The following is a 12,363-nucleotide window of genomic DNA, read 5'->3' on the forward strand; positions in this document are numbered from 1 at the left end:
GGACGCTGAGCACTTGGTTCGCTACGTGATTTAAGAAGTGAAGGAAGGCGGTGTCAAGACTTTGGTACGGACCACAGGAGTCGAAGCGACAACCGGTCCGCACACGCCAACGGCCCGCGGGCATGGGCGACATTCCTGCGGATCATTGCTTCAGCGCGTCGCGGGAACGGCCGTCGCCTTGCCCAGCGGGTCGTCGCCCAGCAGGGTTTATCCCACTTCGAGCAAACGTTGCACGGACACGCGAGCGTCAGTCTGGTGCGGGCTCCGGCCCCGGCACCAGGTCCGGGCCGGTCCCGCCACGACCTCGCAATACGGCCTTAGCAAACGGCCCGGACAGATCATGATTTGTACGTAGTCGCTCGTTGCCGTGTTAACGGCCCGGCCGGGGGCGCGACCGGCGGACTATTCCGTCCGCCGGTGGCGTTGTGCCTGGTCGGAGCCCGTACGCAGGTGGACGGGCCGGGTGGAAGTGGAGGCAGGGCTGTGCACGGTGAGTACAAGATCCCCGGCGGCAAGCTAGTCGTGGTGGACCTGGAGGTCGAGGGCGGCGCACTGCGTGACGTCCGGGTGGCCGGTGACTTCTTCCTGGAGCCGGACGAGGCGATCCTCGCGATCGACGCGGCGCTGGAGGGCGCCCCGGCGACCACCGACACAGTGGCCCTGGCGGCCCGGATCGACGCGGCGCTCCCGGAGTCGACGGTGATGCTCGGGCTCACGTCGGAGGGCGTCGCCGTCGCCGTACGCCGGGCGCTGGCGCAGGCCACGGAGTGGAGCGACTACGACTGGCAGCTCATCCACGACGCCCCGCAGTCCCCGGCGCTGCACATGGCGCTGGACGAGGTCATCACGGCGGAGGTCGCCGCGGGGAGGCGGCCGCCGACGCTCCGGGTGTGGGAGTGGGACTCGCCCGCGGTGATCATCGGCAGCTTCCAGTCCTTGCGCAACGAGGTCGACGCCGAGGGCGTGGACCGCCACGGCGTCACCGTCGTACGGCGGATCTCCGGCGGCGGCGCGATGTTCGCGGAGCCGAGCAGCACCATCACTTACTCCCTCGCGGTGCCCCAGTCCCTCGTCTCCGGGCTCTCCTTCGCGGACAGTTACGCGTATCTCGACGACTGGGTACTCGAAGCGCTCGGCGACATGGGCATCAAGGCGTGGTATCAGCCGCTCAACGACATCGCCACCGAGGTCGGCAAGATCGCGGGCGCGGCGCAGAAGCGCGTGGTCGGCCCGGACGGCGGCCCCGGCGCGGTGCTGCACCACGTGACCATGTCGTACGACATCGACGCCGACAAGATGCTGGAGGTGCTGCGCATCGGCAAGGAGAAGATGTCCGACAAGGGCACGAAGAGCGCCAAGAAGCGCGTCGACCCTTTGCGCCGGCAGACCGGGCTGCCGCGCCAGGCCGTCATCGAGCGGATGATCGAGTCCTTCCGCAACCGGCACGGGCTGACCCGGGGCGAGGTGACCCCGGAGGAGCTGGCCAGGGCCGAGGAACTGGTCCGTACGAAGTTCGCGAACGAGGAGTGGACGGCCCGGGTGCCCTAGGCTGTCTTGTCCTGGAACCCCGGCGGCAGGCGGTCCTGCCAGCGCAGGTCCGCCTCCAGCTGTGCGGCCAGCGAGACCAGCCGTTCCTCGCTGCGCGACGGGCCGAGGAGCTGCGCGCCCACCGGGAGGCCGTCCCGGGTGAAGCCGGCCGGGACGTTGACGCCCGGCCAGCCGAGCACGTTCCACGGCCAGGCGTACGGGCACGCCTCGGTGATCGCGACATCGGTGCGCCAGGCGCTCAGCCCGTCGAACGTGCCGATACGGGGCGGAGGCAGCGCGGTCGTCGGCGTGAGCAGCACGTCGAACCCGGCCCCGCCCCGCCCCCGGTGGAACAGCGCCCCGATCCGCCGGTGCTGGTGCACCTCGCGCGCCCGGGCCGCCCGCACGACCCGGCCACCGAGCCGGGTGCCGGTGCGCAGGGCGCTGCGGGTGCGCGCGTCCAGGAGCGCGGGTTCGGGGTGCAGGGCCGCGAGTTCGGCGATGCCCGCGGTGGCGCGGGGCACGAAGCCGAGGCCGATGAGCCCGTAGCGCGGCCGGGCCTCCACCACGTCGTGGCCGAGCCGGGCCAGCGCCTCCGCGATCGCGGTGACCGCGCGGCGCACCTCCGGGTGGGGCGCCGCGCCGGTGAGGGTGAGCGGGGGCCGCCACGCGAGGGCGACGCGCAGCCGGCCCGGGTCGCGGCGGGCGGCGGCCGAGGCGTCGACGGGCGGCGGGCGGTGCGGGTCCTCGGGGTGCGGTCCGGCGACGGCGTCGAGCAGGAGGGCGGCGTCCTCGACGGTCCTGGCCAGCGGACCGTTGACGGTGAGGCCCTGGAAGGCGTCGCTGTGCGGGTGCACGGAGATCCGGCCGCGCTGCGGTTTGATGCCGACGAGGTGGGTCCAGGCGGCGGGGATGCGGACGGAGCCGGCGCCGTCCGAGCCGAGGGCGGCCGGCACGAGTCCGGCCGCGACGGCGGCGGCCGAACCACCGGACGAGCCGCCCGGGGTGTGATCGGTGTGCCAGGGGTTGCGGGTCGCGCCGAACGCGGCGCCCTCGGTGAACGGCCACTGGCCGAGTTCGCAGGAGTTGGTCTTGCCGACGAGCACGGCTCCGGCCGCGCGCAGCCTGCGGACTGCCTCGCTGTCGGCGGTGGCCGCGACCCGGTCCCCGGCGCAGCCGAAGTGAGTGGGCATCCCGGCGACGTCGGTGTCGTCCTTGACCGCGACGGGCACGCCGAGCAGCGGCAGCCGCTCCCCCGCGGCGAGCCTGCGGTCGGCCCCGGCCGCCTCGGCGAGGGCGGCCTCGGCGCGCAGGTGGCGGAAGGCGTTGAGGGCGCCCTGGCTCGCCGCGATCCGGGCCAGGGCGGCGGTGACGAGTGCGGTGGAGGTGGTCCGGCCGTCCGCGAGGTCCCGCGCGCTGTCGGCGAGACCTCGCGGTGCGGGGTCCGGGGCGCCCCGGTCCGGTACGGGTTCCTCGGCCGTTCGGGTGGTTGGGGCTGAGGACATGGGCGGCTCGCCTCCTCGTACCGTCAGGTGCGTCCGTGCACCTGTCCGCGCGACCGGACTTACTGGAGGGTAACAAGTGGGCGCGCCGCCCTCAACCGTTCGGGAGGGAGTCCTTACGGTCGGACGCTGATCTCGCCGATGCCCGTGCCGAGGCCGGCGCAGTGCGCGGTGGACTGGCCGGACTGGCCCGGGGCGAGGGTGACGTGCTCGCCGTCCACGTCCGGCGACCAGCCGCAGACCAGGTGCACCCAGAACGTCTGGGTGGTGGAGCCGTTGTTCCGGCACAGCGCGTAACCGGTGTAGTCGTCGACGGCGTGCTTGCCGGTGTCGCAGGACAGGCCGGGCGGTGTGGCGGCGGCCGTGGCCGCGGTGGCCAGTCCGCCCGCCACGGCGAGGGCCGTGGTCAGGCCGGTGACGGCGGCACCGCGCAGCGCGGTACGGGACAGGCTCCCCAGGGTCTTGTTCATGGTGCCCTTTCGGTGGTGACCGTCCGCGGCCGCCGTGGCGGGACGCGGACGGTCGCGTTCGGCTCTGGCGCGGGCGGTGTGCCGGAGCGGGCCGCCCGCGGCCTGCCTAACCCGCCGGCGCCGGAAAACGTCACGCTGCGTAGACGGCACCGGGGCGTTTACGCCGAACGGGCGGCGTTCACTCCCCCGGCGTACGCTCGACTGGACCGGACCGCGGGCACCCGGCGGTCCCCCACGACCCCTTCGCTCAGAGGAGGCGACGTGACCGGTTCACCTCTCGGCACCCGCCCGGCCGCCTGGGCAGCCGCATTCCTGATCGGCGCCGCCGGCACCGGCGTGGTCGGCGGCGTGGCCCATGCGGAGGACATCGACCATCTCACCGCCCAGCAGATCGCCGACCGCTCCCGCGACGCGCTATTGGGCGCGGAGTCGCTGCACGTGTCCACCCGGGGCGATCTCGGCAAGGGCAGCCCGTCCATGGCTCTGGACCTGGCCGTGGACCGGTCCGGCAACTGCAACGGCTCGGTGGACCTGGGCCGGAGCCAGGGCTCGGTGCTGATCGTCAAGCGCGGCGACGACGTGTGGCTGAAGCCGGACGCCGACTTCTGGAAGAACCAGGTGCCCAACGGCGGTTCGGCCTTCGCGGCGATCGTCGGCGACCGCTATCTGAAGGGGCCCGCCGACAGCCCGAGGCTGCGCGGCCTGACGAAGGCGTGCGACCTCAACACCTTCCAGAAGCTCGTCAGCGACAACGCGAACGACGACAGCGGCACCCTCAACAAGGGTCCGAAGACCAACATCGACGGCAACTCGGTCGTGCCGCTGACCCGGATGCGCGGCGACATGACGCTCACCGTGGACGTCGCGGCGACCGGCAAGCCCTATCCGCTGCGGCTCTCGCTGCACGGCGGTGACGGCACGGACGCGGTGGTGGACCTCTCGGACTTCGACCGACCGGTGCCCCGCAACACGCCGTCGCCCGCCGATTCGTACGACGTCAGCGCGCTGCTGAGCCGGACTTCCGCCCCGTCGTGACGCCCGCCATGAGTGCGACGTACACGACGAGCGAGGCCGCGAGGCCCACCGCCCAGCCGTAGTCCGCGAGCGGTTTCAGGAACGGGATGACGCCGTCCGAGGGGAACGGGCCCTCGCCGGGCTTCGAGTGGGAGCCGCCGATGGCCAGCACTCCGCCGACCACGAACGCGGTGACGGCCCGCCAGTTCCAGCCGCCCGTGTACCAGTAGCGCCCGCCGGGCCGGTAGAGGTCGGCGAGGTCCAGCACGGTGCGGCGGACGATCCAGTAGTCGGCGATCAGGATGCCCGCCACCGTACCGAGCAGGCCGCCGACCAGGCCGAGCCAGGTGAAGATGTACAGCTCGGGCGTCTCGGTGAGCTTCCACGGCATGATCACGACGCCGACGACCCCGGTGATCAGCGCCCCGGTGCGGAAGCTGATGAGCTTCGGCGCGAGGTTCGCCAGGTCGTACGCGGGTGAGACCACGTTCGCCGCGATGTTCACGGAGATGGTCGCGACGAGCACGGTCACCAGGGCGTAGAGGAGCCCGAAGACGTTGTCGGTGTGCGCGACCAGCTCGACCGGGTCCCAGACGGCCTTCCCGTAGACGGCCTGGGAGCCGGAGGTTACGAGGACCGAGAGCAGCGCGAACAGGGTCATCGTGGTGGGCAGTCCGAGCGACTGGCCCCGGATCTGGGCCCGTTGGCCCGCTCCGAAGCGGGTGAAGTCCGGGATGTTGAGGGAGAGCGTGGCCCAGAAGGCGATCATGCCCATCAGGGACGGGAAGAAGACGGGCCAGAAGTCCTTGCCCCAGCCCAGCTCGGACGGCTGGTCGAGCAGCGGCCCGAAGCCGCCCGCCTTGACCGCGATCCAGATCAGCAGCACCAGCGCGCCGACGATGACGAACGGCGCGGCCCAGTTCTCGAACCGGCGCAGTGCGTCCATCCCCCGGTAGATGATGGCCAGTTCGAGAACCCAGAACAGCACGAAGCACAGCCAGAGCGTCCACGGCTGGCCGCCGACCTCGGATGCCTCGGCCCAGCCGCCGAACACCTTGCCCAGCAGGGTGAAGATGCCGACGCCGCCGATCCAGGTCTGGATGCCGAACCACGCGCACGCCACCGCCGCCCGGATCAGGGCCGGCAGGTTGGCCCCGCGCAGCCCGAATGACGCCCTCGCCAGCACCGGGAAGGGGATGCCGTACTTGGGTCCGGCGTGGCCGGTGAGCAGCATGGGCCCGAGCACGATCAGGTTGGCGAGCGCGATGGTGAGGACGGCCTGCTTCCAGTCCATGCCGAGCGCGACGAGACCGGACGCGAGCAGCCAGGACGGGATGTTGTGGGCCATGCCGACCCACAGGGCGGTGAAGTTGTACGTGGTCCAGACGCGCCGGGCCAGCGGGACGGGCAGCAGGTCGGCGTTGACGAACCGGTTGTCGTCGGGGACGGCTTCGGGGGCGAGTTCGACGCGGTCGGAGGAGGCCGGTATGGGCTCAGGTGAGGAGGACGGGGACGGAGGTGCGGTGGATGCCATGGCGACTGGACCCTTCGCTCGGGGCGGTGCCGTGCGGGGCGGGGCGCGGGGGGTTCGCGTACGACCGGGGGTTGCGTACGACCGGAGGTTTCGTACGACCGTGGGGGCGGTCAGCCGGTGAGGGCGGGGATGACGGCGGAGCCGTAGGCGTCGATGGTGGCTTCGCGGGCGTCGTGCATGTTGTACACCGCGAACTGGTCGACGCCCAGACCCTTGAGGTGTCTCAGCTTCTCGATGTGGGCGGCGGCCGGTCCGAGGAGGCAGAAGCGGTCCACGATGGCGTCCGGGACGAACGCCGTGTCCGGGTTCCCGGCGCGCCCGTGATGGCTGTAGTCGTAGCCCTGCCGGCCCTTGATGTACGCGGTCAGCTCGTCCGGGACGAGGCCGGAGTGCTCGCCGTACTTGGCGACGAGGTCCGCGACGTGGTTGCCGACCATCCCGCCGAACCAGCGGCACTGGTCGCGGGCGTGGGCCAGGGCCGCTGGCGAGTCGTCGGCGGTGACGTAGGCGGGGGCGGCGACGCAGATGGTGACGGAGTCCGGGTCGCGCCCGGCCCCGGCCGCCGCCTCCCGTACCGCCTTGATCATCCACTCGGTGAGGTAGGGGTCCGCGAGCTGGAGGATGAAGCCGTCGGCCTTCTGCCCGGCGAGCGCGAGGGCCTTGGGACCGTAGGCGGCCATCCAGACGGGGAGCTTGCCGTCCTTGATCCAGGGGATCCGCACCGGCTGCCCGCCGATGTCGGCCTCGCGGCCCTCGGCGAGGTCCCGGATGACGTCGATGGCCTCGCCGAGCCGGGCCAGGGTGTTGGGCGGGCGTCCGGCGACGCGCATCGCGGAGTCGCCCCGGCCGATCCCGCACACGGTCCGGTTGCCGTACATGTCGTTGAGGGTGGCGAAGGTGGAGGCGGTGACCTCCCAGGTGCGGGTGCCGGGGTTGGTGACCATGGGGCCGACCGTGAGGCGGTCGGTGTGTTCGAGGATGCTGCTGTAGATGACGAACGGCTCCTGCCAGAGCACCGCCGAGTCGAAGGTCCAGCCGTAGCGGAACCCGTTGCGTTCGGCGCGGCGCATCAGGCTGATCACGGCCGATGCGGGCGGGTCCGTCTGGAGGACGAGTCCGAAGTCCATGCCCGTTGCTCCTAGTTCAGGTACTGACAGGTGGCGCGTGGGGTGTAGATGCCGTGGCCTGCCCGGCCGGTGTACGTGCGGTGGTCGATGACGACCTCGCCGCGCGAGAGCACCGTCTCGACCCGGCCGGTGAGCCGCTTGCCCTCGTACGCCGAGTAGTCGACGTTCATGTGGTGGGTCTCGGCGGACACGGTCTGCTCGGCCGCCGGGTCGTAGACGACGATGTCCGCGTCCGCGCCGGGCGCGATCGTGCCCTTCTTCGGGTAGAGGCCGAACATCCGGGCCGGTGACGCACAGGCGATCTCGATCCAGCGGCGGCGGGAGATGCGGCCGTCGACGACCGCCTGGTGCAGGAGGTCCATCCGGTTCTCGACGCCCGGCATGCCGTTGGGGATCTTCGAGAAGTCGCCCCGGCCCATCTCCTTCTGCCCGGAGAAGCAGAACGGGCAGTGGTCCGTGGAGACGACCTGGAGTTCGTTGTTGCGCAGCCCGCGCCACAGGACCTCCTGGTGCTCCCGGGGCCGCAGCGGGGTGGAGCAGACGTACTTGGCGCCCTCGAAGTCCGGTTCGGCGAGGTTGTCGGTGGACAGGAAGAGGTACTGCGGGCAGGTCTCGCCGAAGACGGGCAGCCCCTTGTGGCGGGCGGCGGCGATCTCGGCGACGGCCTCGTCGGCGGAGACGTGCACGACGTACAGCGGCGATCCGGCGACGCGTGCGAGCTGGATCGCGCGGTGCGTGGCCTCGGCCTCCAGCGCCACCTTGCGTACGTCGCCGTGGTAGCGGGGGTCGGTGCGGCCGGCGGCGAGGGCCTGTTCGACGAGGACGTCGATGGCGATGCCGTTCTCCGCGTGCATCATGATCAGGCCGCCGTTGGACTCGGCCCGCTGCATGGCGCGCAGGATCTGCCCGTCGTCGCTGTAGAAGACGCCGGGGTAGGCCATGAACAGCTTGAAGGACGTGATGCCCTCCGCCACCAGGAGGTCCATCTCCTTGAGCGAGGACTCGTTCACGTCCGCGAGGATCATGTGGAAGGCGTAGTCGATGGCACAGTTGCCGTCCGCCTTGGCGTACCAGCTGTCCAGGCCCTCGCGCAGGGAGCGCCCGACGGACTGGATGGCGAAGTCGACGATGGTGGTGGTGCCGCCCCAGGCCGCGGCGCGGGTGCCGGTCTCGAAGGTGTCGGCAGCGTATGTGCCGCCGAACGGCATCTCCATGTGGGTGTGCGCGTCGACGCCGCCCGGGATGACGTACTTGCCGGTGGCGTCGACGGTCCGGTCGGCGGTCCAGCCGGCCGCTTCGTCGCTGTCGTGGGCGGCGAGCGCGGCGATCCGGCCGCCGTCGACGAGGACGTCCGCGTGCATCTCGTCCGACGCGGTGACGACCAGGCCGCCGCGGATGACGGTACGGGTCATGGGTACCCCTCCTCGTTGTCCTGCGGGTGGAGCGCGGGTGCGGGGCCCGGCAGGCCCCGCACCGGCGCCGTGGTCAGTGGTCAGCCCACCTCGCGCAGCGCGTCGGCGAGGATCTCCGCGCCCTCCTCCGCCTCCGGGATGGCGAGGGAGAGGGGCGGGGCGATGCGCAGGACGCTGGTGTTGTGGCCGCCGCCCTTGCCGATGAGCAGGCCGCCCTCGCGGGCCGCCTCCAGGACGGCCGCGGCCGCTTCCGGATCGGCCTCGTCGGTGCCGGGCTTCACCAGTTCGACGCCGATCATCAGTCCCCGGCCGCGCACCTCGCGTACCCGCTCCGAGGTGGCGCCGATCGCGCGCAGCCGCTCGATGAGCAGCCCGCCGACGCGGCGGGCGTTGCCCTGGAGGTCGTGTTCGAGGAGGTACGAGAGGTTGGCGAGGCCGGCCGCCATGGTGACCGGTGAACCGCCGAACGTCGAGATGGAGTTGGCGTCCAGGCAGTTCATGACCTCGGCGCGGGCGACGACGCCGCCGATGGACATGCCGTTGCCGATGCCCTTGGCGAAGGTGAGGATGTCCGGCGGCCCGTTCTGCGCGTGGGCCTGCCAGCCCCAGAAGTGTTCGCCGGAGCGCCCCCAGCCCGTCTGCACCTCGTCGGAGATCCACAGCACGCCGTGCCGGTCCAGGACCTCGCGGAAGGCGCCGTAGAGGCCGTCGGGCGGGGAGGTGAAGCCGCCGACGCCCTGGATGGGTTCGGCGATCAGGGCGGCGGGGGCCCTGGTGTGGCCGAGCAGGTCCTCCAGGTCCGCGACGCAGGCGGCGGTGAACTCCTCGTCGCTCAGGTGCGCGTAGGGGCCGCGGGTGCGGACGCCGCCGTGCACGTACAGGGTCTGGAGCGGCGAGAGGCTGGTGGGCGACCAGGCGTTGTTGCCGGTGATGGAGACGGCGGAGAAGGACCGGCCGTGGTAGCTGTTGCGCATCGCGAGGATCTGGTTCGACCTGCGGTACGTGGTGGCCAGGAGCAGGGCCGTGTCGTTGGCCTCGGTGCCGGAGGTGGTGAAGAAGACCCGGGCGTCCGGGATGCCGGAGAGCGAGGCGACGCGCTCGGCCAGCTCGATCATCGGGCGGTTCAGATAGAGCGTGGAGGAGTGGATGATCCGCGCGGCCTGCTCGCTGACGGCCTTGGTGACCTCGGGCAGGGCGTGGGCGGTCATGGTGGTGAGGATTCCGCCGAAGAAGTCCAGGTAACGGTTGCCGTCGGCGTCCCAGACGTGGCGGCCCTCGCCGTGCGTGAGCTCCAGCGGGTGCCGGTAGTAGAGGGCCAGCCACTCGGGGCTGACGGCGAGGTGGCGGTGGTGGAGGCTGCTCACGGCTCGACCAGCCCCTCGTACGCGTCGGGGCGGCGGTCCCGGTAGAAGGCCCACTGCTGCCGGACCTCGTCGATGAGCCCGAAGTCCAGGTCGCGGACGAGGAGTTCCTCCTCCTTGTCGCTCGCGACTTCGCCGACGAACTGTCCGCGCGGGTCGACGAAGTAGCTGGTGCCGTAGAAGTCGTTGTCGCCGTACTCCTCCTGGCCGACGCGGTTGATCGCGGCGATGAAGTACTCGTTGGCGACGGCGGACGCGGGCTGTTCCAGCTGCCAGAGGTAGCCGGAGAGGCCGCGCGAGGTGGCGGACGGGTTGTAGACCAACTGGGCACCGTTGAGCCCGAGTTGTCGCCAGCCCTCGGGGAAGTGCCGGTCGTAGCAGATGTACACGCCCACCTTGCCGACCGCGGTGTCGAAGACGGGCCAGCCGACGTTGCCCGGTTTGAAGTAGTACTTCTCCCAGAAGCCCTTGACCTGCGGGATGTGGTGCTTGCGGTACTTGCCGAGGTAGGAACCGTCGGCGTCGATCACGGCGGCGGTGTTGTAGTAGAAGCCGGACTGCTCCAGCTCGAAGACCGGGACGACGATCACCATTCCGGTCTCGCGGGCCAGGTCCTGCATGCGCCGTACGGTCGGGCCGTCCGGCACCGCCTCGGCCCAGCGGTAGTGCTCCGGCTCCTGCACCTGGCAGAAGTAGGGGGCGTTGAACACCTCCTGGAAGCCGATGATCTTCGCCCCCTGCCGGGCGGCCTCGCGGGCGTGCTCCTCATGCTTGGCGATCATGGATTCGGTGTCGCCGGTCCAGGTCGCCTGGACGAGTGCGGCGCGTACGACGTGGGACATGAGCTGCTCCTTCGACGCGGCGTCAGAGAGCCTCTTCGTGCTTCTTCTACGCCCGTAGACACGTGCGTACGGGAGAACGTAGGCCCCGTCACACCGCGGGGCAAGACCATCGCCGTGAACCGGCTGAGTCGATCATGTTTCACACCCGTGCGGGCCAGTGCGGGCGCGTGCCTCAGCCGAGGCCCGCCACGCGCAGCGCGTGTTCGACGCCCCGCTCCCGCGCCTCGGACACCGTCCGGGCAGCGGCGAGCAGTTGCGGTACGAGCCGGGGCGGGTCGATCGAAGCGACCCCGGCCGCCTCCTGCGGCGACCGGAGGCGAACGAAGGCGCCGAGCAGCGTCTGCGTCAGCGGACTCCGGCCGGCCCGGTCGAGCGCGGCCGCCGCCTCGGCGATCTCGGCGGCCGGACGCGCGACGCCCTGCCGCAGCAGCCGGCCGCAGTCCTCGGCACGCCCGGCGGCCGCGAGCGCGTCCACGGCGGCGGCGAGTCCGTCCGGGGGCAGCGAGGCGACCTCCCACAGCAGGGTCGCCCAGTCCGCGCCGAGCCCTGCCCGGTGCAGCTCGACGGCCAGGAGCGGCAGCCGAAGCGCGGGGAGGGCCGCCGCCTCGCAGAGCACGGCGTGCGCCTCGCCGCTGCGACCCTCGGCCCGCAGCCGGAGCAGCGCGCCGACCGTGGCCTGCGCGGACCGGAGCGCGGCCGGGTCCTGCGACCCCGTGGGCCGCTCCGCGCTCTCCGGGGCGGGGCCGCCGCCGAAGCGGGCGCCGCGCGGGGAGGCGGCCGGGGCGGCGGGCAGGGCGGTCACCGCGTCCACGGCACGAGCGTCCTGAGGCTCAAGACCGGCGAAGCGTGCGCCGGTGAGCTTGCGCCTGCGGGTGGCCGCGGCTTCGTGGGGCTCGGACGCCGGGGCAGCCGGTTTCTTCGAGCGGGCCGGCTCCGGGGCGGCCGGCGTCACATGGGGCGCCGGCTCCGAGGCGGCCGGCCTCACACGGGGCGCCGGCTCCGGGAAGGCCGGGCCCATCGGGGGCGCCGGCTCCTGGGCGTTCACCCCGTCCGGGGCCGCCGTCGCGGCGCCGAACCGGTCCTGCGGCCGGGGCACGGCCGCCACGCGTCGGCGGAGTTCGGCGCAGCGGGCCGCGGCCCGGGCGTGGTCGTCGCGGGCCCAGGCGAGCACGTCCCCGTCTCCGGCCTCCTGAGCCGCCCGCAGCCGCTCGGCGGCGTACGCCTGTTCGCGGAGCATCAGACCGAGCCGCTCCAGCAGCTGTGCGCGCCCGCCCGGGCGGCGGTCGTGGCCGAGGGCGCAGTCGGCGTGGAGCCGGGCGGCGCGCGCCGCCGCCTGCTCCGCGTACGCGGCCCCCCGCACCTGGGCCAGGTCCGCGAAGAGCGACTCCATCACGTCCCAGGGCGGTAGCTCGGCCCCGTTCAGACAGGCGTCCATTCCGGCGGGATCGCGTCGCCGGAAGACGCCGTACCAGCCCCGGCCGGGGTCGAGGAGCGCCACCAGTTCCCGCAGGTGGCGTGCGAAGTCCTGTACCGGTACCGCCTCTTGATGCCTCGTCACTGTCACCGTCGCCTTC

Annotated in this window: 10 protein-coding genes; 2 read left to right on the forward strand and 8 right to left on the reverse strand. The window is 72.2% G+C overall.

Features of this window, described 5'->3' with window-relative positions:
- The first annotated feature begins 483 nt into the window (after window positions 1-483).
- On the forward strand, window positions 484-1,548 hold the full coding sequence (locus tag BLW14_RS04655; RefSeq protein ID WP_093704595.1) for a lipoate-protein ligase LplAB: 1,065 nt from the start codon (window positions 484-486) through the stop codon (window positions 1,546-1,548).
- Here BLW14_RS04655 and BLW14_RS04660 read toward each other — a convergent pair.
- Both BLW14_RS04660 and BLW14_RS04665 read right to left on the reverse strand, forming a co-directional pair.
- Window positions 1,545-3,032 carry an amidase gene (locus BLW14_RS04660; RefSeq protein ID WP_093704597.1) on the reverse strand — a complete coding sequence of 496 codons (1,488 nt, stop codon included), beginning with the start codon at window positions 3,030-3,032 and terminating at the stop codon, window positions 1,545-1,547. The two genes, BLW14_RS04655 and BLW14_RS04660, sit on opposite strands and share 4 nt — an antisense overlap.
- 113 nt (window positions 3,033-3,145) lie before the next feature.
- Entirely contained in the window at window positions 3,146-3,499 is a 354-nt protein-coding gene (locus BLW14_RS04665; RefSeq protein ID WP_093704599.1) for a hypothetical protein, read from the reverse strand.
- A gap of 261 nt (window positions 3,500-3,760) precedes the next feature.
- Between BLW14_RS04665 and BLW14_RS04670 the strand changes: the two genes are divergently transcribed.
- Window positions 3,761-4,534: a hypothetical protein gene (locus BLW14_RS04670; RefSeq protein ID WP_093704601.1), complete on the forward strand. Its 774-nt coding sequence runs from the start codon at window positions 3,761-3,763 to the stop codon at window positions 4,532-4,534.
- Here BLW14_RS04670 and BLW14_RS04675 read toward each other — a convergent pair.
- From BLW14_RS04675 to BLW14_RS04700, 6 genes are all read right to left on the reverse strand, one after another.
- Window positions 4,497-6,047, reverse strand: a complete 1,551-nt coding sequence (locus tag BLW14_RS04675) for an NCS1 family nucleobase:cation symporter-1 (RefSeq protein WP_093704603.1) — start codon at window positions 6,045-6,047, stop codon at window positions 4,497-4,499. The genes BLW14_RS04670 and BLW14_RS04675 overlap by 38 nt on opposite strands.
- A 110-nt stretch (window positions 6,048-6,157) precedes the next feature.
- Complete coding sequence (locus BLW14_RS04680; protein ID WP_093704605.1) at window positions 6,158-7,174, reverse strand: TIGR03842 family LLM class F420-dependent oxidoreductase; 1,017 nt, start codon at window positions 7,172-7,174, stop codon at window positions 6,158-6,160.
- An 11-nt stretch (window positions 7,175-7,185) separates the two neighbouring features.
- Complete coding sequence (gene hydA / locus BLW14_RS04685) at window positions 7,186-8,586, reverse strand: dihydropyrimidinase (RefSeq protein ID WP_093704607.1); 1,401 nt, start codon at window positions 8,584-8,586, stop codon at window positions 7,186-7,188.
- 80 nt (window positions 8,587-8,666) lie between these two features.
- The gene (locus BLW14_RS04690) at window positions 8,667-9,950 is read right to left on the reverse strand and encodes an aspartate aminotransferase family protein (RefSeq protein ID WP_093704609.1); all 1,284 of its coding nucleotides are present in this window, start codon (window positions 9,948-9,950) and stop codon (window positions 8,667-8,669) included.
- A complete protein-coding gene (locus BLW14_RS04695) occupies window positions 9,947-10,789 on the reverse strand; it encodes a nitrilase-related carbon-nitrogen hydrolase (RefSeq protein ID WP_093704611.1) in 843 nt (280 codons plus the stop codon). Before BLW14_RS04695 ends, BLW14_RS04690 begins: the two co-directional genes overlap by 4 nt.
- A gap of 172 nt (window positions 10,790-10,961) precedes the next feature.
- Window positions 10,962-12,347, reverse strand: coding sequence for a hypothetical protein (locus BLW14_RS04700; RefSeq protein WP_177153895.1), 1,386 nt, complete (start codon window positions 12,345-12,347; stop codon window positions 10,962-10,964).
- Window positions 12,348-12,363 lie beyond the last annotated feature (16 nt).

It is taken from the genome of Streptomyces sp. 2131.1, from assembly GCF_900105515.1.
GTDB classification, from domain to species: Bacteria; Actinomycetota; Actinomycetes; order Streptomycetales; family Streptomycetaceae; genus Streptomyces; species Streptomyces drozdowiczii.

What these genes read in the sequence shown, in the direction of transcription:
- BLW14_RS04660 (WP_093704597.1), bottom strand. Translation starts at nt 3,032, where the DNA reads ATGTCCTCAGCCCCAACCACCCGAACGGCCGAGGAACCCGTACCGGAC.
- BLW14_RS04665 (WP_093704599.1), bottom strand. Translation starts at nt 3,499, where the DNA reads ATGAACAAGACCCTGGGGAGCCTGTCCCGTACCGCGCTGCGCGGTGCC.
- BLW14_RS04675 (WP_093704603.1), bottom strand. Translation starts at nt 6,047, where the DNA reads ATGGCATCCACCGCACCTCCGTCCCCGTCCTCCTCACCTGAGCCCATA.
- BLW14_RS04680 (WP_093704605.1), bottom strand. Translation starts at nt 7,174, where the DNA reads ATGGACTTCGGACTCGTCCTCCAGACGGACCCGCCCGCATCGGCCGTG.
- hydA (WP_093704607.1), bottom strand. Translation starts at nt 8,586, where the DNA reads ATGACCCGTACCGTCATCCGCGGCGGCCTGGTCGTCACCGCGTCGGAC.
- BLW14_RS04695 (WP_093704611.1), bottom strand. Translation starts at nt 10,789, where the DNA reads ATGTCCCACGTCGTACGCGCCGCACTCGTCCAGGCGACCTGGACCGGC.